The sequence below is a fragment of the Pseudomonas sp. TWP3-1 genome, from assembly GCF_049896625.1.
GTDB lineage: Bacteria > Pseudomonadota > Gammaproteobacteria > Pseudomonadales > Pseudomonadaceae > Aquipseudomonas.
Genome location: NZ_JAFCUQ010000014.1, coordinates 67307 through 92374 on the forward strand (window position 1 = coordinate 67307; position 25068 = coordinate 92374).

Annotated in this window: 24 protein-coding genes; 10 read left to right on the plus strand and 14 right to left on the minus strand. The window is 60.1% G+C overall.

Annotated elements, in window-relative coordinates; genetic code table 11:
* The first annotated feature begins 160 nt into the window (after positions 1-160).
* From pqqA to ACP7BN_RS19185, 6 genes are all read left to right on the plus strand, one after another.
* Positions 161-235 (plus strand): pyrroloquinoline quinone precursor peptide PqqA, encoded by a 75-nt coding sequence (gene pqqA, locus ACP7BN_RS19160; protein ID WP_003444522.1) that lies wholly within the window; start codon positions 161-163, stop codon positions 233-235.
* Between the two features lie 80 nt (positions 236-315).
* The gene (gene pqqB / locus ACP7BN_RS19165; RefSeq protein WP_420647225.1) at positions 316-1227 is read left to right on the plus strand and encodes a pyrroloquinoline quinone biosynthesis protein PqqB; all 912 of its coding nucleotides are present in this window, start codon (positions 316-318) and stop codon (positions 1225-1227) included.
* Positions 1228-1336: 109 nt separating this feature from the next.
* Positions 1337-2089, plus strand: coding sequence for a pyrroloquinoline-quinone synthase PqqC (gene pqqC / locus ACP7BN_RS19170; protein WP_426205654.1), 753 nt, complete (start codon positions 1337-1339; stop codon positions 2087-2089).
* Positions 2086-2361 (plus strand): pyrroloquinoline quinone biosynthesis peptide chaperone PqqD, encoded by a 276-nt coding sequence (gene pqqD, locus ACP7BN_RS19175; RefSeq protein ID WP_426205655.1) that lies wholly within the window; start codon positions 2086-2088, stop codon positions 2359-2361. The genes pqqC and pqqD overlap by 4 nt, the downstream gene beginning before the upstream one ends.
* Positions 2333-3505 carry a pyrroloquinoline quinone biosynthesis protein PqqE gene (pqqE, locus tag ACP7BN_RS19180; RefSeq protein WP_426205656.1) on the plus strand — a complete coding sequence of 391 codons (1173 nt, stop codon included), beginning with the start codon at positions 2333-2335 and terminating at the stop codon, positions 3503-3505. The genes pqqD and pqqE overlap by 29 nt, the downstream gene beginning before the upstream one ends.
* Positions 3471-5279, plus strand: coding sequence for a S9 family peptidase (locus tag ACP7BN_RS19185; protein ID WP_426205657.1), 1809 nt, complete (start codon positions 3471-3473; stop codon positions 5277-5279). The genes pqqE and ACP7BN_RS19185 overlap by 35 nt, the downstream gene beginning before the upstream one ends.
* 2 nt (positions 5280-5281) lie before the next feature.
* Here the strand turns inward: ACP7BN_RS19185 and ACP7BN_RS19190 are convergent, their stop codons facing one another.
* From ACP7BN_RS19190 to ACP7BN_RS19205, 4 genes are all read right to left on the minus strand, one after another.
* Positions 5282-5440 (minus strand): YqaE/Pmp3 family membrane protein, encoded by a 159-nt coding sequence (locus tag ACP7BN_RS19190; RefSeq protein WP_003228885.1) that lies wholly within the window; start codon positions 5438-5440, stop codon positions 5282-5284.
* Between the two features lie 110 nt (positions 5441-5550).
* Entirely contained in the window at positions 5551-5871 is a 321-nt protein-coding gene (locus ACP7BN_RS19195) for a helix-turn-helix domain-containing protein (protein ID WP_420647229.1), read from the minus strand.
* The gene (locus tag ACP7BN_RS19200; RefSeq protein ID WP_426205658.1) at positions 5864-6220 is read right to left on the minus strand and encodes a type II toxin-antitoxin system RelE/ParE family toxin; all 357 of its coding nucleotides are present in this window, start codon (positions 6218-6220) and stop codon (positions 5864-5866) included. The genes ACP7BN_RS19195 and ACP7BN_RS19200 overlap by 8 nt, the downstream gene beginning before the upstream one ends.
* Positions 6221-6470: 250 nt before the next feature.
* Positions 6471-7742: an aspartate aminotransferase family protein gene (locus tag ACP7BN_RS19205; protein ID WP_426205659.1), complete on the minus strand. Its 1272-nt coding sequence runs from the start codon at positions 7740-7742 to the stop codon at positions 6471-6473.
* A gap of 169 nt (positions 7743-7911) precedes the next feature.
* Between ACP7BN_RS19205 and ACP7BN_RS19210 the strand changes: the two genes are divergently transcribed.
* Entirely contained in the window at positions 7912-8841 is a 930-nt protein-coding gene (locus ACP7BN_RS19210) for a LysR family transcriptional regulator (protein ID WP_426205660.1), read from the plus strand.
* A 227-nt stretch (positions 8842-9068) separates the two neighbouring features.
* Here ACP7BN_RS19210 and ACP7BN_RS19215 read toward each other — a convergent pair whose 3' ends face one another.
* The 10 genes from ACP7BN_RS19215 to bioB form a co-directional block, all read right to left on the minus strand.
* On the minus strand, positions 9069-10847 hold the full coding sequence (locus ACP7BN_RS19215) for an acyl-CoA dehydrogenase C-terminal domain-containing protein (RefSeq protein WP_426205661.1): 1779 nt from the start codon (positions 10845-10847) through the stop codon (positions 9069-9071).
* A 171-nt stretch (positions 10848-11018) separates the two neighbouring features.
* Entirely contained in the window at positions 11019-12815 is a 1797-nt protein-coding gene (locus tag ACP7BN_RS19220; RefSeq protein WP_426205662.1) for an acyl-CoA dehydrogenase C-terminal domain-containing protein, read from the minus strand.
* Positions 12816-12904: 89 nt separating this feature from the next.
* The gene (locus tag ACP7BN_RS19225) at positions 12905-14194 is read right to left on the minus strand and encodes a GGDEF domain-containing protein (protein ID WP_420647234.1); all 1290 of its coding nucleotides are present in this window, start codon (positions 14192-14194) and stop codon (positions 12905-12907) included.
* Between the two features lie 229 nt (positions 14195-14423).
* Entirely contained in the window at positions 14424-16229 is a 1806-nt protein-coding gene (locus ACP7BN_RS19230; RefSeq protein ID WP_420647235.1) for a phenylacyl-CoA dehydrogenase, read from the minus strand.
* Between the two features lie 277 nt (positions 16230-16506).
* Positions 16507-16803: a pyrroloquinoline quinone biosynthesis protein PqqE gene (locus tag ACP7BN_RS19235; RefSeq protein ID WP_426205663.1), complete on the minus strand. Its 297-nt coding sequence runs from the start codon at positions 16801-16803 to the stop codon at positions 16507-16509.
* Between the two features lie 106 nt (positions 16804-16909).
* Positions 16910-17590, minus strand: a complete 681-nt coding sequence (gene bioD / locus ACP7BN_RS19240) for a dethiobiotin synthase (RefSeq protein ID WP_420647237.1) — start codon at positions 17588-17590, stop codon at positions 16910-16912.
* Positions 17587-18399 (minus strand): malonyl-ACP O-methyltransferase BioC, encoded by an 813-nt coding sequence (gene bioC / locus ACP7BN_RS19245; RefSeq protein ID WP_426205664.1) that lies wholly within the window; start codon positions 18397-18399, stop codon positions 17587-17589. The genes bioD and bioC overlap by 4 nt, the downstream gene beginning before the upstream one ends.
* Positions 18392-19123 carry an alpha/beta fold hydrolase gene (locus ACP7BN_RS19250; protein ID WP_426205665.1) on the minus strand — a complete coding sequence of 244 codons (732 nt, stop codon included), beginning with the start codon at positions 19121-19123 and terminating at the stop codon, positions 18392-18394. Before ACP7BN_RS19250 ends, bioC begins: the two co-directional genes overlap by 8 nt.
* Positions 19116-20294, minus strand: coding sequence for an 8-amino-7-oxononanoate synthase (gene bioF, locus ACP7BN_RS19255; protein ID WP_426205666.1), 1179 nt, complete (start codon positions 20292-20294; stop codon positions 19116-19118). The genes ACP7BN_RS19250 and bioF overlap by 8 nt, the downstream gene beginning before the upstream one ends.
* Positions 20295-20301: 7 nt before the next feature.
* Entirely contained in the window at positions 20302-21357 is a 1056-nt protein-coding gene (bioB, locus tag ACP7BN_RS19260) for a biotin synthase BioB (RefSeq protein WP_420647241.1), read from the minus strand.
* A gap of 91 nt (positions 21358-21448) precedes the next feature.
* Here bioB and ACP7BN_RS19265 point away from each other — a divergent pair, with 91 nt between their 5' ends.
* From ACP7BN_RS19265 to ACP7BN_RS19275, 3 genes are all read left to right on the plus strand, one after another.
* On the plus strand, positions 21449-22189 hold the full coding sequence (locus tag ACP7BN_RS19265; protein ID WP_426205667.1) for a ComF family protein: 741 nt from the start codon (positions 21449-21451) through the stop codon (positions 22187-22189).
* A 63-nt stretch (positions 22190-22252) separates the two neighbouring features.
* Complete coding sequence (locus tag ACP7BN_RS19270; protein WP_426205668.1) at positions 22253-23017, plus strand: TOBE domain-containing protein; 765 nt, start codon at positions 22253-22255, stop codon at positions 23015-23017.
* A 68-nt stretch (positions 23018-23085) separates the two neighbouring features.
* Entirely contained in the window at positions 23086-24987 is a 1902-nt protein-coding gene (locus ACP7BN_RS19275; protein WP_420647244.1) for a PhoX family protein, read from the plus strand.
* Positions 24988-25068 lie beyond the last annotated feature (81 nt).

Here is a 25068-nt window from a genome sequence, read left to right on the forward strand (position 1 = left end):
TCATTACCGCGCCTGCAACGAGCTTTCTCAAAGATTCATGGGCAAAGCCACTGAAATTTTGAGTAACATAGCCACCTAACCATTTTGAACATCCCTGCGCTGCCGTGGACTATACCTATGGATAGCGCTATCCCACCCACCTTGAAGAAGGAGTCACCTGATGGCTTGGACCAAACCTGCTTACACCGACCTGCGTATCGGCTTCGAAGTCACCATGTACTTCGCCAGCCGCTGATTTCTGCTTTGCAGAATTGCAGTGCAACGCCTCGGCTCGCCGGGGCGTTTTATTTTCAGCGTTGAAATGATGGAGCGCACATGTTCGTCCAGATTCTGGGTTCGGCCGCCGGCGGTGGTTTTCCGCAGTGGAACTGCAACTGCGTCAACTGCGCCGGTTTTCGCGACGGCAGCCTGAATGCCCAGGCCCGCACCCAATCGTCCATCGCGATTTCCGATGACGGCGTGAACTGGGTGTTGTGCAACGCCTCGCCGGACATCCGCGCGCAGCTACAGAGCTTCGCCCCGATGCAACCGGGCCGGGCACTGCGCGACACCGGCATCAGCGCGATCATCCTGATGGACAGCCAGATCGACCACACCACCGGCCTGCTCAGCCTGCGCGAAGGCTGCCCGCATCAGGTCTGGTGCACGGACATGGTCCACGAAGACCTGAGTACCGGTTTCCCGCTGTTCAACATGCTCAAGCACTGGAACGGCGGGCTGGACTGGAACCGCATCGAGCTCGACCAGAGCTTCAGCGTCGCCGCGTGCCCGAACCTGCGCTTCACCCCGCTGCCGTTGCGCAGCGCTGCGCCGCCGTATTCGCCGCACCGCTTCGACCCGCATCCGGGCGACAACATCGGCCTGATCGTCGAAGACCTGAAAACCGGCGGCAAACTGTTCTATGCCCCTGGGTTAGGCAAGGTCGACGCGCCGCTGCTGGAAATCATGGCCGCCAGCGACTGTCTGCTGGTGGACGGCACGATGTGGGATGACGATGAAATGCAACGGCGTGGTGTCGGTACGCGCACCGGTCGTGAGATGGGCCATCTGGCGCAGAACGGCCCCGGCGGCATGCTCGAAGTGCTGGAACAGCTTCCCGAGCAACGCAAAGTGCTTATCCACATCAACAACACCAACCCGATCCTCGACGAAGATTCGCCAGAGCGTGCGGAGCTGGTGAAGCGCAATGTTGAAGTGGCGTATGACGGCATGAGTATTGTGTTGTAGCTGACCACAGGTTTTGTGAACACCAACAATCCTTGTGGGAGCTGGCTTGCCAGCGATGGCGTCCGACCAGACACCACAGAATCCAACGGTTGTTCCCCGGAGAACCGCAATGACCGACACCCCGCTGTCCCCCGCCGAATTCGAAGCGGCCCTGCGCGCCAAGGGCGCCTTCTACCACATCCATCACCCGTATCACGTGGCGATGTATGAGGGCCGGGCCAGCCGTGAACAGATTCAGGGCTGGGTTGCCAACCGCTTCTATTATCAAGTGAACATCCCGCTGAAAGACGCGGCGATTCTGGCCAACTGCCCGGATCGCGAGATCCGCCGCGAGTGGATTCAGCGCCTGCTCGACCACGATGGCGCCCCCGGTGAAGACGGCGGCATCGAAGCGTGGCTGCGTCTCGGCCAGGCGGTCGGCCTGGATCCGGATCAGCTACGCTCGCAGGAACTGGTGCTGCCCGGCGTGCGTTTCGCGGTAGACGCCTACGTCAACTTTGCCCGCCGTGCCAGTTGGCAGGAAGCCGCCAGCAGCTCGTTGACCGAACTGTTCGCGCCACAGATCCACCAGTCGCGCCTCGACAGTTGGCCGCAGCATTACCCATGGATCGACCCGGCCGGTTACGAATATTTCCGCACCCGCCTCAGTCAGGCGCGGCGCGATGTCGAGCATGGTCTGGCGATCACGCTTGAGCATTACAAGACGCGTGAAGGTCAGGAGCGCATGCTGGAAATTCTCCAGTTCAAACTCGACATCCTTTGGAGCATGCTCGATGCCATGAGCATGGCTTACGAACTGAAACGCCCGCCGTATCACAGCGTCACCGAGCAACGGGTCTGGCATAAAGGGATCACCTTATGAGTTTCGATCGCAGCAAGACCCCGACCTGGCGTCCCGGCTACCGTTTCCAGTACGAACCGGCGCAAAAAGGCCACGTGCTGCTCTACCCCGAAGGCATGATCAAACTTAATGACAGCGCCGCGCTGATCGGCGGTCTGATCGACGGTGAGCGCGATGTTGCGGCGATCATTGCCGAACTCGACCGGCAGTTCCCCGGCGTGCCTGAACTCGGTGATGACATCGAGCAATTCATGGAGGTTGCCCGTGCGCAGCACTGGATCGAACTTGCCTGAGTCATCGGTGCAAGTGCCGCCCAAACCGGAAATCGGCCTGCCACTGTGGCTGCTCGCCGAGCTGACGTATCGCTGCCCGCTGCAATGCCCTTACTGTTCCAATCCGCTGGATTTCGCCGAACAAGGCAAAGAGCTGAGCACCGAACAGTGGGTCAAGGTTTTCACTGAAGCGCGGGAGATGGGCGCGGCGCAGTTGGGCTTTTCCGGTGGCGAACCGCTGGTGCGCCAGGACCTGGCCGAGCTGATTTTCGAAGCGCGCAAGCTGGGTTTCTACACCAACCTGATCACTTCCGGTATCGGTCTGACCGAGCAGAAAATCAGTGACTTCAAGAAGGCCGGACTCGATCACATCCAGATCAGTTTTCAGGCCAGCGACGAGCAAGTGAACAACCTGCTCGCCGGCTCGAAAAAAGCTTTCGCGCAGAAGCTTGAGATGGCCCGTGCGGTGAAAGCCCACGGCTATCCGATGGTGCTGAACTTCGTCACCCATCGGCACAACATCGACAAGATCGACCGCATTATCGAGCTGTGCATTGCGCTGGAGGCCGACTTCGTCGAACTCGCGACTTGCCAGTTCTACGGCTGGGCGCAGCTCAATCGTGTCGGGCTGTTGCCGACCAAGGAACAACTGGTGCGCGCCGAGCGCATCACCAACGAATACCGCGCCAAACTGGAAGCCGAAGGGCATCCGTGCAAACTGATATTCGTCACCCCGGACTATTACGAAGAACGCCCGAAAGCCTGCATGAACGGCTGGGGCAGCATCTTTCTGACGGTCACGCCGGATGGCACCGCCCTGCCCTGTCATGGCGCCCGACAGCTGCCGGTAGAATTTCCCAACGTGCGCGACCACAGCATGCAGCACATCTGGTACGACTCGTTCGGCTTCAACCGCTTTCGCGGTTACGACTGGATGCCCGAGCCATGCCGCTCATGCGACGAAAAGGAACAGGATTTCGGCGGCTGCCGCTGCCAGGCCTTCATGCTGACCGGCGACGCCAGCAACGCTGACCCGGTGTGCAGTAAATCCGAACATCACGGCGTGATCCTTGCGGCCCGCGAAGAAGCCGAGCACGCTACCCAGACCATTGAACAACTGGCCTTTCGTAATGAACGAAACTCACGACTCATCGCCAAAGGCTGAGCCTTTCAGCGCCACTGCCGCGGTTGCCGCCGGGGTGGATTTTGCTGAACTGCAGCTGGGCGCGCACGGTTTGTTCTGGAATGAATACCGGCCCGAGGACGCTGCGTGCCGGATCTGGCATTGGCGCGATGGCGCGGCTGTTTGTCTGACGCCAACGGGTTTCAGTGCGCGCAGTCGGGTGTACGAATATGGCGGTGGGGCGTTTTGTCTGACACCCGACGGAGTGGCTTTCGTCAATGAGGCGGATCAGCAAATCTATCTGCAGACGCTGGAGGGTTCGCCAGCAGCGCTGACTTCGGGCGATTGTCGTTATGGCGATTTGAATTTTGCCGACGGCCAGGTGCTGGCTGTGGAAGAAAACGCAGATCAGCATCGTCTGGTGGCGATTGGGCTGGCCGATGGTAGGCGGCAGCTGCTGGCCGGAGGTGCGGACTTTTATGCCGCGCCGATCATCAGCCCGGATGGTTCGCGTCTGGCGTGGATCGAGTGGAGCCGGCCGCATCAGCCGTGGACGTCGACTCGATTGATGGTTGCCGAGCGCTCCGGGCAAGGTTTCTCGGCGCCGCGCTGCGTGGCCGGTGATACAGGTGAAGAGTCGCTTCAACAACCACGCTTCGATGCAGACGGAAAGCTCTATTGCCTGACAGACCGCGCTGGTTTTTGGCAGCCTTGGGCCGAGTCAGCAGATGGCTTCGAAGCATTGCCCAGCGCCGCAGCAGATCACGCGCCGGCGCCGTGGCAAATGGGCGGCTGCACCTGGCTGCCGCTGGGCGATGGCTATCTGGCGAGCTGGAGCGAAGACGGTTTCGGTCGGCTGGCTTTGCGTGGCGAAGATTTCACTGGCGACTACAGCCGCTTCCGCCACTTGGCCATGGACGATCAATTCATCTACTGCATCGCGGCTTCGCCGATCAGTCCTTCAGCGATCGTTACCATTGATCGCGCCACGCACGATGTGACAGTGCTCGCTGGCGGCGTCGCCCCACTGCCCGCCGAACGCATCAGTCGCCCGCGAACACTGCGGTACCCCAGCGGTTCGGGCGAGGCTCACGGTTTCTTTTATCCAGCCATGAGCGGCGAGGCCAAACCGCCATTGGTGGTGTTCATCCACGGTGGCCCTACCTCGGCCTGCTATCCGATGCTCGACCCGCGCATTCAGTACTGGACGCAACGCGGCTTCGCCGTCGCCGATCTCAACTATCGCGGCAGCAGCGGCTATGGCCGCGAATACCGCCAGGCTTTGCATTTGAGCTGGGGCGTAGTGGATGTCGAAGACGCCTGCGCGGTGGTGGCGTATCTGGCTGAGCAGGGAATGATCGATGGCGAGCGAGCCTTCATCCGCGGCGGCAGTGCCGGCGGGTACACCACGCTGTGCGCGCTGGCGTTTCATCAAGTGTTCCGCGCAGGTGCCAGCCTGTACGGCGTCAGCGACCCGGTAGCACTGGCCCGTGCGACGCACAAATTCGAAGGCGATTATCTGGACTGGCTGATCGGCGATCCTGAACTGGATGCCGAACGCTACGCGGCTCGCACGCCTTTGCTGCATGCGAGCAACATCGGCGTGCCAGTAGTGTTCTTTCAGGGAGAGTTGGACGCCGTGGTCGTGCCGCAACAGACCCGCGACATGGTCGCGGCTCTGGAACACAACGGCATCCCGGTCGAAGCGCATTACTACGCCGACGAACGCCACGGCTTCCGCCGCGCCGCCAATCAGGCCCATGCGCTGGAACATGAGTGGCGGTTCTATCGGCGAGTAATGGGACTGGCCGACTGAAATCAGCGTTTGGCGATGATGTACACCGCGTGCACGATCCCCGGAATGTAGCCGCACAACGTCAGCAGAATATTCAGCCAGAACGCGCCACCGAACCCGACTTGCAGAAACACACCCAGTGGTGGCAACAGAATGGCGATGATGATGCGGATAAAGTCCATGGGGCAGCTCCTGATTGGGGGTTGGCTCACTTTGAGCCATACACGCTAATCGACCCGCGCCGTTGGTCAGGGTTCAGTGCCAATTACAGGTTTAATAGCTCACGGCCAGCTCAGGCGAGAATTTGCAGGCCGTGTTTTTGCACAATGCTCAGCAGTTTCAGTGCCATGCCGCTGGGGTGCTTGTCCCCGGATTCCCACTGTTTGACTGTCGAGGCACTGGTATTCAGATAGCGCGCAAACACTGGTTGACTGACGTGATTGCGCTCTCGCAACGCCTTGATCTGATCAGCCGGGATCGCGTCAGGAACCGTTGCAAGACATGAATCATCGAACTCTCGCATCGTCGCCTTGCTGATTGCACCCACCGCGAGCAGAGCCTTGGCTGAGTCGTGTACGGATTCAAACACTTCACCTTTGTATTTTTTACTCATGAGATATCTCCACAAACTCCTTCATAGCCAGCAATCCCTCAATTTGTCCTTCGGTAAGTTGTGCATACGCCTTCGCCAACTTGCGCAGATCCGCTAACTCCGCAGGTCTGATATTGCTTTGATCCTGTTTGGCAAACAGCACTTGGTAGATCCAGTAGCGACCGCCCTTTGCCAGAACGATTGAACGATGCCGATTGGAGTTCAGGCGTTTCTTCCAGACACCACCACCAAGGTTGTCTGCTTGTCCATCGAGCATCTGAGTAAAAGCCTCCAGCAGCTCCTCATCCGAAATCCATGCCCTGCCGGCCTTGATCGCGAAACCCTTGGTCTTGAACAACCTGAATGACATCGGTATCCCTTCCAAAAACATACCACCTGGTGGTACAGATTACAAAACCCGTTTTTCAACGAAATTGGTTTGCTGGCAGCCGCACTCCCTGCGACTCCTTTTTAAAAGAGCATTGGCACAGCAATCGCTCAAGCGTTAAAACGCTTTGGCAAAACCCGGCCACAAAAAAACGCCCCACACCAAAATAATCAGGCGTGGGGCGTGCGTTTTACCGCGAGACGGTTCTTGAAATCGGGCAGGAAACTTCGGGTCAGACGGCAATTCCTTTGCGGCATTGCAGCTGTGCAGTGCGTACTCGGGAGAAGGCCCGGGCCAGGCGCAAGAGCATTTCATCGATATTGGCTTTGCTCACGGTGAGTGCCGGGGTGAAGCGCAGGCAATTGGCTTGCGGGGCGTTGAGTATCAAGCCTTCGTGCAGCGCGGCTTTGACTACGGCTTCTGCGGAGTCTTCCGACAGGCTTAGTCCCCAGAACAGTCCTTGCCCGCGCAACTCGCCATGTTCATAACGGTGGGCAAGCCGGGCGAGACCTTCGCGCAGATGTTGGCCGTTGTCTCGCACTTGTTCGAGGAAGGCGCGATCCTGCACGCTGTCGAGTACCACCAAACCAGCAGCGGTCATCAGCGCATTGCCATGATGGGTGCCACCCAGTTCGCCGGGTTCGAAACAGCAAGCCTTGCCGCGCGCCAGCAGTGCGGCCAAAGGCACACCGCCGCCGAGGCCTTTACCAAGCACGACGATATCGGCGCGCACGCCGTAGGATTGTTCCGCAAGTAAGGTGCCGCAACGACCAATTCCGGTTTGCACTTCATCGAGAATCAGCAGAATTCCCAGCTCTCGACACAAGCGCTCTACACCTTTGAGGTAACGATCGGTCGCTGGTATCACCCCGGCGTCGCTCTGGATCGGCTCGAGCATGATCGCCACGGTCTGCGCATCGAGGGCAGCGTGCAGCGCTGGCAAGTCGTTGAACGGCACCAGATCGAAACCCGGCAACAGCGGGGCGAAGCGGTTGTGCAGGTTGGAACTGTCCGACGCCGAAATCGTGGCGAGACTACGACCATGGCATCCTTGTCTGGCGACGATGATGCGCGAGGCGCCGCCGCGATGCAGTTGCCCCCACTTGCGTGCCAGTTTGATCGCCGCTTCACAGGCTTCGCTGCCGCTGTTGAGCAGATAAGCCTGATCACTGGAGGTGCTGGCGCACAGGCGCTCACTGAGGCTGAGCATGCCGCGATTGTGCAGATTGAATCCCGGATTAATCAGCGCCTGCGCCTGACTGGCGATGGCTTTGACCAATGCTGAAGGACTGTGGCCGAGGCTGTTGGCACCACCGGCCTGCGAGAAGTCGAGATAAGCGCGGTCATTGCTGTCCCAAAGCCACGAGCCCTGACCACGTACGAATACTTGTGGCGGCCGCTCGACACTGGGCATCAGGCGCTGCGAATTCTCGCTGTCGTCCGAAGCCACTAATGCCAAGTCATCGAGGCTCGGCACCGGGCGCCGTAAATTGAACAGATTCATTGAAAAAAACCTCGATTGAGGTTTTTTGAACTGCCTATGTAAACACTGTCGAAGCGAACGCTGGTCATCGCGCTTTCCGGCCCTGTAAGCCCTGTGATTGCGGTTAGACTAGGCCCACACAAGGCGCTGAGCCATTTCGATTTCCCAGCATTTTCGATAAGTATTACTTATGGATTTCAAACAACTGCGTTATTTCGTCGCGGTCTACGAAGAAGGTCATGTTGGCCGCGCCGCTGAACGACTGTCGATCTCGCAACCGGCGCTGTCGCAGCAGATCCGTCAGCTCGAGCAAAACCTCGACGTCACGCTGTTCGAACGCAGCAGCAAACGCTTGCTGCCAACGCTCGCCGCGCACACTTTGTACAACCACGCCGTGCCGCTACTCGACGGGTTGCAACGGGCGCGAGAAGCGCTGGGCAACTTCAAGGGTCAGGCATTGCGCACTCTGGCAATTGGCGTCCTGCAAACGGTGCACACCAGCCTGGTGCCGCAAATGCTTGAACGAGTGCGCAAGGCGCAGCCGCATCTGGTGGTGCAGATCTACGAGCTGACAGGGATTGAGATTGAACGTCGCTTACTCAACGGCTCGCTGGATATCGGCATCAGTTATCTGCCGCCGCGCCAGCCGGGGCTGCATGGCGTGCTGTTGTACGAAGATGAACTGACGCTTGTCATCCCGGCGGATCATCCGTTGCGCGAGTTCAAGAAGGTCTCGATGAAGCAGGCCGCCGAGTTGCCGATGCTGTTGCTTGGGGAAGAATTTCAGATCCGGCAGATCTGGCAGGCGCAACTGGCCAATCTCGGGCGACGTCCGCAGGTGCAGGCCGAGCTGAACAATATGCTGGGGATTCTCGACAGCCTGCCGCACATGCGACTGGCGACGGTGCTGCCTGGGCGCTCGCAGATGGAATATGACGATCAGGATCTGCTGTGGAAGCCGCTGCGCGAACCACGCGTGCCGTTAAAAGTCGGGCTGGTGTGTCGTGATGTGCAGCGTCAGCAGGCTCCGTTAGCGTTGCTGCGGACGTTGCTGGAAGAGGTGTTGCAGCGTGAGAATAAGCCGCTGAAAGTCGCGCCGCCGCCGGATCCCCTGAGCTGAGTACTTTTCTGCAGGCAAAAGAAAACCCCGCCGAAACGGGGCTTTGCAGACTGTTTCCCTGACATCCCTTTCACTCCGCCACCCTGGCAGAATCCTACGTGTCCGTGTTGTTGCTTTGCGCTTCCTGCGCGACGTCCATGAAATGTAGATTAGCTGTGGATCCAATCCGCGCATATGGGAGAACAGCAGCACGTCATGTAAGAGATTGCTTACATGACGTTACATTGTCAGAACTGCGCAGCGTCCAACAGGAACAGCGACTCGCTGCCAGCCTTGACCGACGCGCTCAACGAGTGAATGCGCGGCAGCAAACGGGCGAAATAGAACCGCGCGGTGCCGAGTTTGCTGGCGTAGAAATCGTCCTGGGCTTCTTTGCCCAACGACGCTTTGGCCATCAGTGCCCACATGTAGGCGTAGGAAACGTAGCCGAACGCTTGCAGATATTCGACCGAGGCAGCGCCGATTTCGTTCGGGTTGCTCTTCGCCCGATCCAGCAGCCACGAAGTCAGTTCGTCGAGAGTATCGACAGCATCGTTCAGCGGCTTGGTGAATTCGCCCAGATCGGCGTTCGCCGTCGCGGTGAAGTGGCGGATCTCATCGGCGAACAGCTTGTAGAACGCCCCGCCGCTACCGACGATCTTGCGCCCGACCAGGTCCAGCGCCTGAATGCCGTTGGTGCCTTCGTAGATCTGGGTGATGCGCACGTCACGCACCAACTGCTCCTGACCCCATTCGCGAATGTAGCCGTGGCCGCCGAAAATCTGTTGACCGAGAACGGTGGTTTCCAGACCCAGATCAGTCAGGAACGCCTTGGCTACTGGCGTGAGCAATGCCACCAGATCTTCAGCACGTTTGCGCGTGGTCGCGTCTTCGCTGAACTTGGCAGTGTCGAGTTGCATCGCCACGTAAGTGGAGAACGCACGGCCGCCTTCGTTCGAGGCTTTCATGGTCAGCAGCATGCGGCGCACGTCCGGGTGGACGATGATCGGGTCTGCGACTTTGTCCTTGTTCTGCGCGCCGGTCGGCGAACGGCTTTGCAGACGGTCGCGCGCGTACTCGACGGCGTTCTGGTAGGAGCGCTCGCCCGTAGCCAGGCCTTGAATGCCGACGCCCAGACGCTCGTAGTTCATCATGGTGAACATGGCATTGAGGCCTTTGTTCGGCTCGCCGACCAGATAACCCACGGCTTCGTCGAAGTTCATCACGCAGGTTGCGGACGCCTGGATGCCCATCTTGTGTTCGATCGAACCGCAGTTGGCCGGGTTGCGCGCGCCCAGGCTGCCATCGGCATTGACCATGAACTTCGGCACCAGGAACAGCGAAATTCCTTTCGGCCCTGCCGGCGCGTCCGGCAATTTGGCCAGTACCAGGTGAATGATGTTTTCGGTCAGGTCGTGTTCACCACCGGTAATGAAGATCTTGGTGCCGCTGACCTTGTAGGAACCATCGGCCTGCGGTTCGGCCTTGGTGCGGATGATCCCCAGGTCGGTGCCGGCATGCGGTTCGGTCAGGCACATCGAACCGGCCCAGACTCCGGCGTACATGTTCGGCAAGTAGGCGGCTTTGAGCTCTTCGCTGGCGTGAGCGTTGATCGACAGGCAGGCGCCGGCAGTCAGCATCGGGTACAGACCGAACGACAGGCTGGCGGAGTTGACCATTTCTTCGACCTGGGCCGACACGGCTTTGGGCATGCCCATACCGCCGAACTCAGGATCGCCACCGACGCCAACCCAGCCGCCTTCAGCGTAAGTCTGATAAGCCTGTGGGAAACCGGCCGGAGTGGTGACGGCACCGTCCGCCCAGTGGCAGCCTTCTTCGTCGGCTGCGCGGCTCAGCGGTGCGATGCTTTTGCTGGTGACCTTGCCGGCCTCTTCGAGAATCGCTTCGACGGTCTCGGCATCGACCGTGTCGGCCAGTGCCGGCAGTTCGGCCCAGAGTTTGGCGACTTCGAATACTTCATTGAGGACGAAGCGCATATCGCGCAGCGGCGCTTTGTAGTCAGCCATGGCAAACCTCGCAGGATCTAAACGGTGATTCGTGGGAATGTGTTTTCGTTGAGCCGGAGTGTACCTCAACAACTTTTGCGACACATAGGGTCAACCGGTGACTGATTTGTTATTTTTAGTCACCAACAAAAAGCCCGCGTGTGCGGGCTAAATATGGGTAGCAGAAACGCGTTACAGCGCGAACAGTTCTGCAGGCAATTTCATCAAACAATCACTCCCCGCCTCGATCGCCGCCCGATGCGCCGTGGTACGCGGCAGCAAGCGCTTGAAATAGAACTCGCAGGTCGCCAATTTGCCCTGCAGGTAATCCGTCTCGCCCTCGCCCGCATCCAGTTGCGTCTGCGCCACCAATGCCATGCGCAGCCACAGATAGCCGAGGATGATGTAGCCGCTGTACATCAAGTAATCCACCGACGCGGCGCCCACTTCATCCGGATTCTTTATGGCCGCCATACCGATCTGCATGGTCAGCTCGCCCCACTGCTGATTCAGGCCTTCAAGCTGCGCGACAAACTCACCCAACTGCGCATGCGCGGCATTGGCGGCGCAAAACTTGTGCACGATCTTGGTAAAGCCGCGCAGCAACTTCCCTTGACTGCCGAGTACCTTGCGCCCGAGCAGATCCAGCGCCTGAATGCCGTTGGTGCCTTCGTAGATCGGCGCGATCCGGCAGTCACGCACCAACTGCTCCATGCCCCACTCGCGGATGAAACCGTGACCGCCAAACACCTGCATGCCGTGGTTGGTCACTTCCAGGCCAGTGTCGGTCATGAACGCTTTGCAGATCGGCGTGAGGAACGCCAACAGGTCTTCGGCGTCCTGCCGCGCCTCGGCGTCGCGGCTCAAGTGCGCGACATCCAGCAGCTGCGCGGTGAAGTAGGTCAGCGCGCGATTGCCTTCGTTGAAGGCTTTCATGGTGAGGAGCATGCGCCGCACGTCGGGGTGGACGATGATCGGGTCGGCTGGTTTTTCCGGGGCTTTAGCGCCAGTCAGGGCGCGCATCTGCAAGCGGTCGTTGGCGTATTTGATCGCACCCTGAAAGCTCGCCTCGCCCAGACACAAACCCTGCATGCCAGTGCCGAGCCGCGCGTGGTTCATCATGGTGAACATGCAGTTGAGGCCCTTGTTCGGCTCGCCGATCAAAAAGCCCTTGGCGCCGTCGAAGTTGAGCACGCAAGTGGCCGAGGCCTTGATGCCCATTTTGTGTTCGATCGAGCCACAGGAAACGCCATTGCGTTCACCCGCCTCGCCGGCAGAATCTGGCAAGAATTTCGGCACGATGAATAGCGAGATCCCTTTGGTCCCCGCCGGCGCGTCCGGCAGTTTGGCCAACACCAAGTGGATGATGTTGTCGCTCAGATCGTGTTCGCCGGCGGAAATGAAAATCTTGCTGCCGGAGATCGCGTAACTGCCGTCAGCCTGCGGCACGGCGCGGGTTTTGATGATGCCCAGATCGGTGCCGCAATGGGCTTCGGTCAGGCACATGGTGCCGGTCCAGTCGCCGGCCGTGAGCTTGTTCAGGTAAGTGTTTTTCTGTTCCTCGGTGCCGTGGGCGTGGATCGCCGACATCGCGCCGTGGGTCAGGCCCGGATACATGCCCCATGAGGTATTACTGGAGCCGATCATTTCGCTGATGACCAATCCCAGCGAACTCGGCAGCCCCTGGCCGCCATACATCGGATCCGCCGCCAGACCGTGCCAGCCACCTTCGACATATTGTGCGAAAGCCTGCTTGAAGCCTGTAGGCGTTGTCACCACGCCATTGTCGAAATGGCAGCCCTCTTCGTCGCCACTGCGATTGAGCGGGGCCAGAACGTTCTCACAGAACTTCGCGCCCTCGTCGAGGATCGCGTTGATCATGTCCGGGCTGGCGTCGTGAGCGCCGAGGGCGGCGTAGTTGGCGTGGAAGTCGAAGACGTGGTCGATCAGAAAACGCATGTCGCGCAGCGGGGCTTTGTACTCGGGCATGGTGCTTCTCCGTCAGCAGATTTCTCCAACCTACTGCCGGCCACCGCGCCCCACAATCACTCTCCAGACGCTGAATGCGCCGTCATCACTCAACCCGCAGCGCTGTCCATGCGCACCGCGCCACGGCGATTCTGACCGTACGCGACCACGCAGTTTCGCCCTGCACCCTTGGCGCTGTAGAGCGCTTCGTCGGCAGATTTCAGGACTTGCTCGGGGTTGCGCTGCTCCAGCCGTTCGGCGACGCCGATACTGACCGTCACCGACACACTGGAGGCGCCGGAACCGGCGCGGCGCTGGCGCCCCTGCTGGTCATCGTTCGGCCGGTTTTCCTGATTTCGCAGTTGAATGCTGTAGGAGGCGATCGACTCGCGGATGACTTCAAGATGCGGCATGCACTCCTCGAGGGTTTTGCCTGCGAACACCAAGGCGAATTCCTCACCGCCATAGCGATAAGCCCTACCGCCTCCGCTGATTTTCGACAGCTTGCTGGCGACCAGTCGCAGCACCTGGTCACCGACATCGTGGCCATGGGTGTCGTTGAATTTCTTGAAGTGATCGACGTCGCTCATCGCCAGCACGTAGTTGCGACCCAGCCGCTGCATGCGTTCGTTCAGCGCGCGACGGCCCGGCAGGCCGGTCAGCTCATCGCGGAAGGCCATTTGATAGGCTTCGTGGGCGACGGCTGCGGCAATCATCAGCATCACCTGGCTGCACATGATGTTCAGGGTGAACGGCAAGATGAAGGTCTTCGGCAGCATCCAGAACACGCCGAGCAACCCGACCAACTGAGCGGCGTGCAGTGGACGCGGATTGCGCCAGTACTGCCAGGCGAGCAACAGGAATGCCGAGATGAACACAGGATACGACAGCTGAATCAGGCTCATCCACGCGCCGTGCAGCGCCGGCCAGCGAATCTCCGAGAGCCACATCAGTAGCGCCTGTGGGTAACTTTGCTCAATCCCCAGCGCGACACTGCCGAACGCCAGCAGCACGGCGAAGCGCGCGACCATGTCCTGAAACAGATGCGTACGCTCCTGCCACGCCGCGAACAGACCGAACAACAGCGGCAGCAGCAGACAGACGAGGTGGAACACCACAGCGGCGTCTTCACGAACCTTGCCGTTGTCGCGGTAATAGTCGGTCTGGGTGTCGAGCAGGAAGTAGGCGATGTACACCGTGACCATCAGAAACAGTTCGCGCTGGCGTCGGTAAACGGCGCAGTACGCACCGCCGAGTAACAGCACCAAGGTCGGCAACACGTTGAACAGCGATGTGAAAAACACGCTGAGGTCTTTCACGTACGCAGCCGCCAGCCCCGCGAGCAACAACAGCAGGGAGGGTAGGAAATGACTGAAACGTACGGCGGAAGAACGCGGCAAGGGGTAAAGCTCCGACCCGGCAAAAGATGGCATTGTGCCTGCATTTTGAGCAGTTAAGCACATCGGATGTGACGCAGGTCACATCGCAGCCTCTTTAACGGCAGGAATTCGACTTTTCTTAGCGTTTCATCAGGGAATATTTGGCGTGGAGGCCAATCGCTATCCAGGGCGCATAAAAAAACCGCTGCTCCTTTCGGAAGCAGCGGTTTCTCAGCGACTGCGCTGGGGCTTAGTAGCCCAGTGCGAAGTCTTCTTCTTTCATGTCCATCAGGTTGTTGGCGCCCGACAGCATGGTAGCCACGTGCGTACGGGTACGCGGCAGGATGCGCTGGAAGTAGAAGCGCGCGGTTTGCAGCTTGGCAGTGTAGAACGCTGCGTCGCCGGTGCCCGCTGCCAGTTTCTCGGCTGCCAGACGTGCCATGTCAGCCCAGAAGTAAGCCAGGCAGGCATAACCGGAGTACATCAGGTAATCCACAGAGGCCGCGCCGACTTCTTCGCGATCTTTCATGGCGGCCATACCGACCTTCATGGTCAGCTCGCCCCACTCTTTGTTCAGTGCAGCCAGCGGCGTGACGAACTCTTGAACAGCTTCGTTGCCTTCGTTGGTCTGGCAGAACTTGTGGACGATCTTGGTGAAGCTTTTCAGAGCTTCGCCTTGGGTCATCAGTACTTTACGGCCGAGCAGGTCGAGTGCCTGGATGCCGGTGGTGCCTTCGTACAGCATCGAAATGCGGCTGTCGCGAACGTTCTGCTCCATGCCCCACTCGGCGATGAAGCCGTGGCCGCCGTAGATTTGCACGCCGTGGTTAGCCGATTCGAAACCGACTTCAGTCATGAAGGCTTTGGCGATTGGCGTCATGAAGGCCAACAGTGCGTCGGCTTTCTTCTTCTCTTCTTCGTCCACGCCGTATTTGACGATGTCGACCTGCTTGGCGGTGAAGTACACCATCGCACGGTTGCCTTCGGCGAATGCCTTCATGGTCAACAGCATACGGCGTACGTCTGGGTGAACGATGATCGGGTCAGCAGCCTTTTCCGGCGCTTTCGGGCCAGTCAACGAACGCATTTGCAGACGGTCGCGAGCGTATTTCAGGCCACCCTGGAAGCCGATTTCGGCGTGGGCCAGACCTTGCAGCGCGGTACCCAGACGAGCGGTGTTCATAAAGGTGAACATGCAGTTCAGACCTTTGTTCGCCGGGCCGATCAGATAACCGGTCGCGCCGTCGAAGTTCATCACGCAAGTGGCGTTGCCGTGGATGCCCATTTTGTGTTCGAGCGAGCCACAGGTCACGGCATTGCGTGCGCCGACGGTGCCATCTTCGTTCGGCATGAACTTCGGCACGATGAACAGCGAGATACCTTTGGTGCCGGCAGGAGCGTCCGGCAGGCGGGCCAGTACGATGTGGACGATGTTGTCGGCCATGTCGTGTTCGCCGGCCGAGATGAAGATCTTGGTGCCGGAGACTTTGTAGGAACCGTCGGCCTGAGGTTCGGCCTTGGTGCGCAGCATGCCCAGGTCGGTGCCGCAGTGCGGTTCGGTCAGGCACATGGTGCCGGTCCATTCGCCGGAGACCAGTTTGGTCAGATAGGCCTCTTGCTGCTCAGGGGTGCCGTGCTCGGAGATGGTGTTCATCGCGCCGTGCGACAGGCCTGGATACATGCCCCACGACCAGTTGGCTTCACCAACCATCTCACTGACCGCCAGACCCAGCGACTCAGGCAGACCCTGACCACCGTGCTCGACGTCATGCGCCAGGCTCGGCCAGCCGCCCTCGACGAATTGCTTGTACGCCTCTTTGAAGCCAGTCGGGGTTTTCACGCCGGACTCGCTCCAGGTGCAGCCTTCGATGTCGCCCACGCGGTTCAGCGGAGCCAGTACCTGTTCACAAAACTTGGCGCCTTCTTCGAGGATGGCGTCAACCATGTCCGGAGTTGCGTCCGCGCAAGCCGGAAGGCTCTGATAGTGCGCTTCGTAGCCGAGCAGTTCGTCACGTACGAAGCGAATATCACGCAAGGGGGCCTTGTAGTCAGGCATAGCGATAAACCTCTGCTGATGTAACCGGGAATGAACGACCGCATTGATTTGTTGTGACGGTCAAACAGTTGTTTGAAACATACGTTTACGCCGAAATCTTGTCAAGCATCGATCTTTTGCCGTTCGTCATCGCGCTCGGTGAATGACGGACACAGCCACGCGCCATGCACTCGACCGAGTCATACAGGACTAGAAAAAGATTAGTTGAGGGATAACGACTTACAACGAAAAACGCCGCGAATAATCGCGGCGTCTGGCAATGCGGGGATACAAAAAATCAGGCGTAGGTATCGATCAACGTACCCAGCACTTCGTCGGATGCCTTGGCGACTTTCACGCCCAGCTCCGCTTGAATCTTGCCTAGAGCCATATCGACCACGCTGCTGGCGAGGTCCGATTGCTGCGCGCGATCCACACCACGCAAGCGATCGATCTGCACCTCCGATGACTGGCTGGTGACCGAACGCTCAATTGTATTGTTGGCGATCTGGCTGGCAGCCTGATCGACGCGGTTCTGTCCACTCTGAATGCTGCTCAGACCGGCATAAAAAGCTGTGTTACCTGAGATTTCCATAAGAGCTCTCGTCCTTGGGAAGGATCAATGACGGCCATTGAACCAGAGCCGCCAGAAAAACACCCGTCAAAAACACTAATGGCACAGTGCCTTGCCATAGGCAAAATCAGTCGAGCAGATCCAGTTGTAAATGCTCAGCAACCGATTCTGCGCTGACAGCCTTGAGTTTCGGCACCCGCCCCAGACACGGCGCGGGGATCCGCTCAGCCAGCGTCGCCAGATTCTCCTCCAACCGCGAAGTCTTCGGATCGATGATATTCGCCACCCACCCGGCCAATTGCAGCCCGTCACGGGCGATCGCCTCGGCCGTCAGCAACGCATGGCTGATACACCCCAGCCGCACGCCAACCACCAAAATCACCGGCAATCGCAGCGCAATCGCCAGATCCGACAGATTGTCCTGGTCGGCCAACGGCACCCGCCAACCACCCGCGCCTTCGATCAGCGTGAAGTCAGCATTCAGCGCCAGAATCTCGCGCATCGGCGCCAGCAACGATTGCACGGTCAGCGCCACACCGGCCTCGCGCGCCGCCAGATGCGGCGCGATGGCCGGTTCGAACGCTACCGGATTGACCTGTTGATAAGTCAGCGGCACCGAGCACTCGGCCAGCAAGGCCAACGCATCCGAGTTGCGCAGCCCTTTCGGAGTGACGACGCAACCCGACGCCACCGGTTTACCCGCCGCCGTGCTCAACCCGGCCGAGCGCGCAGCGTGCAACAGGCCGGCAGCGACGGTGGTCTTGCCGACGTCGGTGTCAGTCCCGGTGATGAAATAGGCTGCGCTCATAACGGTTTCTCCAACACGGCGTAGACCACTTGATAAGTCGCCGGCAATCCCGCTGGCTGGCGGAACTGCTCGTAAGCCTCGACCAGCCCGAGAATCCGCGCCCGCCCGGTCAACCCGCCCGGCCGCCCCGGATTGAGATTGTGCGCACCTAACGCCTTCAATTCATGCGTCAGGCTGCGCACGTCCGGGTAATGCAGCACATGCGGCTGATTCTCCAGACTCACTGTGCGCAAGCCACTGGTCGCGCACAATTGCTGATAACGGGCAAACTCGCGGAAACGGTTTACATGCACCATGCCATCGACCTCACGCCAGCTATCGCGCAATTCGTACAGCGTTCCTGCACACAGACTAGCAAACGCGAAAATCCCCCCCGGTTTCAGCACGCGAAAGGCTTCGCTGAGCACCGACTCGAAATCAGCGCACCACTGCACCGCGAGGCTGGAGAAGATCAGATCGCAGGTCGCATCCTGCAACGGCAAACGCTCGGCATCGCCAGCTATGAAGTGTGTCGCACCACCCAGTGGCCGCGCGTGATTGAGCATGCCTTCGGCGATGTCCAGCGCCAGGCCTTGATCGCCGAAGAAACGCTCGGCCAAAGCGCGAGTGAAATACCCGGTGCCGCAACCCAGATCCAGCCACCGCGACGGGACAAAATCCACGGGCAAGCGATTGAGCAATTGCGCACCAACATCCCGCTGCAACTCGGCAACGCTGTCGTAACTGGCCGCCGCACGGGAAAACGATGCCGCCACCTGACGCTTGTCAGGCAAGCCGCCGGGCAGCGCAGCAAGAGACAAATCAGTCATTACCACTCTCATGTAGAAAAGCCTGAATCGCACCCGCCACTCCATGCGGGTCTTCCAGAAGAAACGCATGGCTGGCCTGTTCAATCAGACCGACCTCGATATCAGCAATAAACGCGAACAACTCACCCGCCGCCTCGGCCGGCACCAAAGCATCCAGCCCACCGAATAAATGCAACTGCGGCCCGCGAAACGCCTGCAACGCTTCACGCGTGTCGATTTGCGCGAGCAATTCCAGCCCGGCCATCAACGCGCTCGGCGCGGTATTCGGCGCCCCACCGAGCAGCAGCCGCGACAACCCGCGCGAGTCCGCTGCACCTTGCGCGCACAGCAGCGAGAAACGCTTGAGGGTCATTTTCGGATCGGCCTGGCAACCGGCGAGAAACGCATCGAACGTCTCGCCCGGCATCGCACTCGACCACTGTTCATGGGCAACAAACGAAGGATTGCTCGCCAGCGTCAGCAAACCGCAGCAGCGCTCGCCCCGGCGTGCCGCCAGTTCGGACGCGAGCATGCCGCCCAGCGACCAGCCACCCAGCCAGACGTCCTGCGGGATCCGCTCTTCGAGTTCGTCGAGCCATTGCGCCACGTCGCTGGACGCCAGCTCCGGCAACGGCTCGATCTCGACATTCAGATGCTCGTCGAGCCCGCGCAACGCAGCAGCCAGCGGTTCCAGCGGCGAAACCCCGAGGCCCCAGCCGGGCAGCAGAATCAGGCGATCACGCATGGTCGGGCTCCGATTTGAGCAGGGCAAAACAATCGGCCAGTCCATCCAACAATAGCTGCACCTGCGCCTCGCTGTGGGCAGCGGTCAGGGTCACACGCAGACGTGCGCTGCCAGCCGGAACCGTCGGTGGACGAATCGCCGTGACCATCAGCCCGCGCTCTCGCAACATCTGCGACAGCCGCATGGCGCGCCCGGCATCGCCGATCATGATCGGCTGAATCGGCGTGAAGCTGTCCATCAGCTCCAGACCAATCTGCTCGGCACCCTGACGGAACTGGCGGATCAAAACCTGCAAATGCTCACGGCGCCAATGCTCAGTGCGCAGCAGCTCCAGACTTTTCAGCGTCGCACAGGCCAGTGCCGGTGGCTGACTGGTGGTGTAAATGTACGGGCGGGCGAACTGGATCAGGCTTTCGATCAGTTCTTCACTGCCAGCGACAAACGCACCAGCAGTGCCGAAGGCTTTGCCGAGGGTGCCGACCAGCACCGGCACATCGTTCTGACTCAAACCGAAATGCTCGACGATGCCGCCGCCATTCGCCCCCAGCGGTCCGAAGCCATGCGCGTCATCGACCATCAGCCACGCGCCCTTGGCCTTGGCTTCGCGGGCCAGCGCTGGTAAATCGGCAAGGTCGCCGTCCATGCTGAACACGCCGTCGGTGACCACCAGCGTGTTGCCGGTAGCTTTCTCCAGACGCTTGGCGAGACTCTCGGCGTCGTTGTGCAGATAACGATTGAAACGCGCTCCCGATAGCAAACCGGCATCCAGTAACGAGGCGTGATTCAGGCGATCTTCCAGCACCGTATCGCCCTGCCCGACCAGCGCCGTGACCGCGCCGAGGTTGGCCATGTATCCGGTGGTGAACAGCAACGCACGTGGCCGTCCGGTGAGATCAGCCAAGGCTTCTTCCAGCGCGTGATGCGGGCCACTGTGGCCGATCACCAGATGCGACGCGCCACCACCGACGCCCCACTTCGAAGCCCCGGCACGCCAGGCTTCGATCACTTGCGGGTGATTGGCCAGGCCGAGGTAATCGTTGTTGCAGAACGCCAACAAAGGCTGGCCATCGACCACCACTTCCGGCCCTTGCGGGCTTTCAAGCAGCGGTCGTTGGCGATAAAGATTATCCGCACGACGGGCAGTCAGGCGTGCGGCGAGATCGAAAGACATGCCGGCCTCAGACCGCAGCGTTATAGAACTGCTCGCTGCTCTTCTGCTCCACCAGCGCCTGCTCGATGGCGGCCTGATGCACTTCATCGGCGTGTTCTTCGCGCGCTTCCGGCTGGATGCCCAAGCGTGCAAACAGTTGCATGTCCTTGTCTGCCTGCGGGTTGGCGGTGGTCAGCAGTTTGTCGCCGTAGAAAATCGAGTTGGCACCGGCGAAGAACGCCAAGGCCTGCATCTGTTCGTTCATCGCTTCACGGCCGGCGGACAGGCGCACGTGCGACTGCGGCATGAGAATGCGGGCCACGGCGAGCATGCGAATGAAGTCGAACGGATCGACATCTTCGGCATTTTCCAGCGGCGTGCCGGCGACTTTCACCAGCATGTTGATCGGCACCGATTCCGGATGCTCCGGCAGGTTGGCCAACTGGATCAGCAGATTGGCGCGGTCATCCAGCGACTCGCCCATGCCGAGAATCCCGCCGGAACAGATCTTCATCCCCGACTCACGTACGTAGGCCAGAGTTTGCAGGCGCTCGCTGTAAGTACGAGTGGTGATGATGCTGCCGTAGAACTCAGGCGAAGTGTCGAGGTTGTGGTTGTAGTAATCGAGGCCGGCCTTGGCCAGCGCTTCGGTCTGATCCTGATCGAGGCGGCCGAGAGTCATGCAGGTTTCCAGACCGAGAGCTTTCACGCCTTCGACCATTTTCAGCACGTACGGCATGTCTTTGGCCGACGGATGCTTCCACGCCGCGCCCATGCAGAAACGCGTCGAGCCGATGGCCTTGGCGCGGGCAGCCTCTTCGAGGACTTTCTGCACTTCCATCAGTTTTTCTTTTTCCAGCCCGGTGTTGTAGTGACCGGACTGCGGACAATATTTGCAATCTTCCGGGCAGGCGCCGGTTTTGATCGACAACAGGGTCGAGACCTGCACGCGATTGGCGTCGAAATGCGCGCGGTGCACGGTCTGCGCCTGGAACAGCAAGTCGTTGAATGGCTGCACGAAGAGTGCTTTGACTTCGGCCAAAGACCAGTCGTGACGCAGGGTGGCAGAGGTGCTGGCGCTCATGGGCGATTCCTTGGTTATGCTTGGCAAGTGCCTGTGGATAAGGAATAACCACAGGCACGACACGGATGTTCGGCATATTTAAGGAAGAGCGATGCGCTGTCAACCACACTGCGAGAATCCGGTTTACATCTGGTTAAAAAACAAACAACACTGCTTGTTGTGCGATGAAGCCGCGGATGCGGATACACCGCTGTGCATGGCCTGCGAAACCGAGCTGCCCTGGCTTGGCGATCAATGCATCACTTGCGCCCTGCCGCTGCCCGGGTCCGGCCTGACCTGTGGCGGCTGCCTGAAAGATCCGCCAGCATTCGAGCAAGTCGCTGTGCCGTGGATGTATGGCTTTCCCGTGGACAGTCTGATCACGCGCTTCAAGCACAACGCCAAATGGCCGTTTGGCCGCCTGCTCGCCGAAGTTCTCGGGCAATTCCTGCAACATCGCTTCGAAGAGGACCTGCCCCGACCGGATGCGTTGCTGCCGGTGCCACTCGCGACCAAGCGCTTGCGGCAACGTGGCTTCAATCAAGCAGCGATGCTCGCGCGCTGGCTCGGGCAACAGCTCGATCTGCCCTGCGACGAAACCATTCTGCGGCGCATTCACGACACCAGCGCTCAACAAGATCTCAACGCCAAGGCGCGAAAATTCAATCTGCGCAATGCCTTCACCCTGACGCCCGACGCCAATGTGCAGGGTCGACATTTCGCCTTGGTCGACGACGTACTGACCACCGGCGCCACTGCGCAAGCGTTGGCTCGCCTGTTGCGCGATGCGGGTGCCGCGCGGGTCGACGTCTATTGCCTGGCGCGCACGCCCAAACCCGGTGAATTGGCCTGACTTGACTCAAGCGCCGCAAGCGGCCAACTTCCTCCCCCATCAACCGAGTTCAAAGCACCCGCCATGTCCCTGCCCACCTTGTTGTCCCAGCACATCGTCCGCCGCCCGCAGCGCATCGCCCTGCTGCAACACATCGCCGAACAGGGCTCGATCACCCGCGCCGCCAAAAGCGCCGGTCTGAGTTACAAAGCTGCGTGGGATGCCATTGATGAGCTGAACAATCTCGCGCAAAAACCGCTGGTGGAGCGTGTGGTCGGCGGCAAGGGTGGCGGTGGCGCGAGGTTGTCGGCTGAGGGCGAACGCGTGCTGCGCCTGTACCAGAAACTGCAAGCGTTGCAGGCGCAAGTGCTGGAAGCCGCCGAAGACGCCAGCGACCTCGATTTGCTCGGACGGTTGATGCTCAGAACCAGCGCGCGCAACCAACTCCACGGCAAAGTCGTGGCGATTGAAACTCAGGGCCGCAACGATCTGATCCGTCTGGAACTGGCCGAAGGTCTGTGCATAGACGCGCAGATCACTCACGACAGCACCGTGCATCTGGAGCTGCAAACGGGCACCGAAGTAGTCGCGCTGATCAAGGCCGGGTGGCTGGATCTGCACGCGGTCAACGACTCACCCGTCGCGGGCCATAACCACCTGATCGGGCGCATCGAAGCGATCCTCGACGCCGAGGACGGCCCGAGCGAAGTGCGCATCGCCCTGCCCAACGGCCAGACCTTGTGTGCGCTGGCCGAACCACAGGATTTACGCTCCCGCAGGCTGAACCTCGAACAACCGGTGCAGGTGCAGTTCTCACCCTCCAACGTGCTGCTCGGCACCCCGCTCTGACCGCACTGCAACGAAAGCGTCATCGTCGCGCATTAAGGTGGCACCCAAAACCATGCAGGGAGCCTGATGTGAGCCTATTAGAAGAAAACCAATCGACTGACCTGGAAAAAATGGTCGGCCTCAGCCGTCGCGGTTTCATCAGCGCCGGCGCGTTGTGCGGTGCCGCAATGTTCCTCGGTGGCAACCTGTTGAGCCGTAGCGTACTGGCCGCCAGCGTCAGCGCCGGCAACAGCCGTCTGCTGGGTTTCGACAGCATCGCGGCCGCCACCACTGACACCATCACGTTGCCCAAGGGCTACAAATCTTCGGTGCTGATCAGCTGGGGCCAACCGCTGCAAAAGAACGGCCCGGCGTTCGACCCGAGCGGCAACGGCACCGCGACCGCACAGGAAGTGCAGTTCGGCGACAACAACGACGGCATGAGCCTGTTCGAATTCCCCGGCGAAAAAAACCGCGCGTTGATGGCGATCAACAACGAATACACCAACTATCGCTACCTCTACCCGCACGGCGGCATGCCGCAATCGGCCGAAGACGTACGCAAGGCGCTGGCCTGTGAAGGCGTGTCGGTGATCGAAGTACAGCGCAGGAATGGCCAGTGGCAATTCGTGCAGGGCTCGCGCTACAACCGGCGCATCCACGGTAACTCGCCGCTGCGCATCAGTGGCCCGGCCGCCGGCCACGATCTGATGAAAACCAGCGCCGACAAACACGGCAAGAAAGTCCTCGGCACGTTCCAGAACTGCGCCAACGGCAAGACGCCGTGGGGCACTTATCTGACCTGCGAAGAGAACTTCACCGATTGCTTCGGCAGCAGCAACGCCCAGCAGCAATTTGACGCGGCGCAGAAACGCTACGGCGTCTCGGTCGCCAGCCGCGAGATCAACTGGCACCCGCATGATCCGCGTTTCGACATGGCCAAGAATCCCAACGAACTCAATCGTCACGGCTGGGTGGTCGAGATTGATCCGTTCGATCCGCAATCGACCCCGGTCAAACGCACCGCGCTGGGCCGCTTCAAACATGAAAACGCCGCACTGGCCGAGACCGACGACGGTCGCGCCGTGGTGTACATGGGCGACGACGAGCGTGGCGAGTTCATCTACAAATTCATCAGCCGCGACCGCATCAACCACCGCAACGCCAAGGCCAACCGCGACCTGCTCGATCATGGCACGCTGTACGTGGCCAAGTTCGACAATGGCGACAGCAACCCCGATCACCCGAAAGGCCAGGGCCAGTGGATCGAACTGACCCACGGCAAGAACGGCATCGACGCCAGCAGCGGTTTCGCCGATCAGGGCGAAGTGCTGATCCATGCGCGCCTCGCCGCCAGTGTGGTGGGCGCCACGCGCATGGACCGCCCGGAGTGGATCGTGGTCAGCCCGAAGGACGGCCAGGTTTATTGCACCCTGACCAACAACGCCAAGCGCGGTGAAGACGGCCAACCGGTCGGCGGCCCGAACCCGCGCGAGAAAAACGTCTACGGGCAGATCCTGCGCTGGCGCACTGACCGCGACGATCACGCGTCGAAGACGTTTGCCTGGGATCTGTTTGTGGTCGCGGGTAACCCGGGCGTGCATGCCGGTACGCCGAAGGGCGGATCGAAAAACATCACGCCGCAGAACATGTTCAACAGCCCGGACGGTTTGGGCTTCGACAAGGCTGGGCGTCTGTGGATTCTGACTGACGGCGATTCGAGCAATGCCGGGGACTTTGCCGGGATGGGCAACAACCAGATGCTCTGCGCGGATCCTGCGACCGGTGAGATTCGCCGGTTCATGGTCGGGCCGGTGGGTTGTGAAGTCACCGGGATCAGTTTCTCACCGGATTACAAAACGCTGTTTGTCGGGATTCAGCATCCGGGGGAGAACGGTGGATCGACCTTTCCGGAGCATCTGCCGAATGGTAAGCCGCGCTCTTCGGTGATGGCGATTTCCCGTGAAGATGGCGGGATCGTCGGCGCCTGACCGGTCCTCATCGCTGGCAAGTCGAATCGTCGCACCGCAGCTCCCACAGGTTTTTGCGCGATACCTTGTGGGAGCTGGCTT

What these genes read in the sequence shown, in the direction of transcription:
- pqqB (WP_420647225.1), top strand. Translation starts at nt 316, where the DNA reads ATGTTCGTCCAGATTCTGGGTTCGGCCGCCGGCGGTGGTTTTCCGCAG.
- ACP7BN_RS19200 (WP_426205658.1), bottom strand. Translation starts at nt 6,220, where the DNA reads ATGTCATTCAGGTTGTTCAAGACCAAGGGTTTCGCGATCAAGGCCGGC.
- ACP7BN_RS19220 (WP_426205662.1), bottom strand. Translation starts at nt 12,815, where the DNA reads ATGCCCGAGTACAAAGCCCCGCTGCGCGACATGCGTTTTCTGATCGAC.
- ACP7BN_RS19205 (WP_426205659.1), bottom strand. Translation starts at nt 7,742, where the DNA reads ATGAATCTGTTCAATTTACGGCGCCCGGTGCCGAGCCTCGATGACTTG.
- pqqC (WP_426205654.1), top strand. Translation starts at nt 1,337, where the DNA reads ATGACCGACACCCCGCTGTCCCCCGCCGAATTCGAAGCGGCCCTGCGC.
- ACP7BN_RS19235 (WP_426205663.1), bottom strand. Translation starts at nt 16,803, where the DNA reads ATGGAAATCTCAGGTAACACAGCTTTTTATGCCGGTCTGAGCAGCATT.
- ACP7BN_RS19230 (WP_420647235.1), bottom strand. Translation starts at nt 16,229, where the DNA reads ATGCCTGACTACAAGGCCCCCTTGCGTGATATTCGCTTCGTACGTGAC.
- bioF (WP_426205666.1), bottom strand. Translation starts at nt 20,294, where the DNA reads ATGTCTTTCGATCTCGCCGCACGCCTGACTGCCCGTCGTGCGGATAAT.
- ACP7BN_RS19195 (WP_420647229.1), bottom strand. Translation starts at nt 5,871, where the DNA reads ATGAGTAAAAAATACAAAGGTGAAGTGTTTGAATCCGTACACGACTCA.
- ACP7BN_RS19185 (WP_426205657.1), top strand. Translation starts at nt 3,471, where the DNA reads ATGAACGAAACTCACGACTCATCGCCAAAGGCTGAGCCTTTCAGCGCC.
- pqqD (WP_426205655.1), top strand. Translation starts at nt 2,086, where the DNA reads ATGAGTTTCGATCGCAGCAAGACCCCGACCTGGCGTCCCGGCTACCGT.
- ACP7BN_RS19270 (WP_426205668.1), top strand. Translation starts at nt 22,253, where the DNA reads ATGTCCCTGCCCACCTTGTTGTCCCAGCACATCGTCCGCCGCCCGCAG.
- ACP7BN_RS19210 (WP_426205660.1), top strand. Translation starts at nt 7,912, where the DNA reads ATGGATTTCAAACAACTGCGTTATTTCGTCGCGGTCTACGAAGAAGGT.
- ACP7BN_RS19190 (WP_003228885.1), bottom strand. Translation starts at nt 5,440, where the DNA reads ATGGACTTTATCCGCATCATCATCGCCATTCTGTTGCCACCACTGGGT.
- bioC (WP_426205664.1), bottom strand. Translation starts at nt 18,399, where the DNA reads ATGACTGATTTGTCTCTTGCTGCGCTGCCCGGCGGCTTGCCTGACAAG.
- bioB (WP_420647241.1), bottom strand. Translation starts at nt 21,357, where the DNA reads ATGAGCGCCAGCACCTCTGCCACCCTGCGTCACGACTGGTCTTTGGCC.
- bioD (WP_420647237.1), bottom strand. Translation starts at nt 17,590, where the DNA reads ATGAGCGCAGCCTATTTCATCACCGGGACTGACACCGACGTCGGCAAG.
- ACP7BN_RS19250 (WP_426205665.1), bottom strand. Translation starts at nt 19,123, where the DNA reads ATGCGTGATCGCCTGATTCTGCTGCCCGGCTGGGGCCTCGGGGTTTCG.
- ACP7BN_RS19265 (WP_426205667.1), top strand. Translation starts at nt 21,449, where the DNA reads ATGCGCTGTCAACCACACTGCGAGAATCCGGTTTACATCTGGTTAAAA.
- ACP7BN_RS19215 (WP_426205661.1), bottom strand. Translation starts at nt 10,847, where the DNA reads ATGGCTGACTACAAAGCGCCGCTGCGCGATATGCGCTTCGTCCTCAAT.